This is a genomic window from Streptococcus sp. HMSC066F01, assembly GCF_001837335.1.
In the GTDB taxonomy this organism is placed as follows: domain Bacteria; phylum Bacillota; class Bacilli; order Lactobacillales; family Streptococcaceae; genus Streptococcus; species Streptococcus oralis_S.
The window spans coordinates 1-342 of the sequence record NZ_KV832086.1 but is presented as its reverse complement, the minus strand read 5'-3'; the positions used below and the strand labels follow the sequence as shown (position 1 = coordinate 342).

Sequence of the window (342 nt, the reverse complement as noted above, 5' to 3'; positions counted from 1 at the left end):
GAAAGCCAATGGCGGTCAAGCTGTTGAATTGAGCTTCACTGCTAAGATTAAAGCGGGAGCTGATTTGACTCCATATCTAACAGATCGTGGATTCACTGTTCCAAATACGGCTTCTTATGATGCAAACATTCCAAATAGACCAGGGCTACACAAAGATTCGAATAAAGTTCCGGTTATCGTTCCAAAAGAACCAGAACCAGAAATTACGAAGAAAATCAACCGTACCTTGGACCACTTGGATGTCGAATACGATGCACCTTACATGTACAATGTCAATACAGCTTTACCAAAAGATATTGATAAGTACAAAGAGTTCACCGTAACAGATACACTTGAATCTGT

1 protein-coding gene is annotated in these 342 nt (G+C 40.1%); it reads left to right on the top strand.

The features are described from left to right. The coding region (locus HMPREF2655_RS02865) for an isopeptide-forming domain-containing fimbrial protein (RefSeq protein WP_142352111.1) at positions 1 to 342 on the top strand (342 nt) is incomplete at both ends.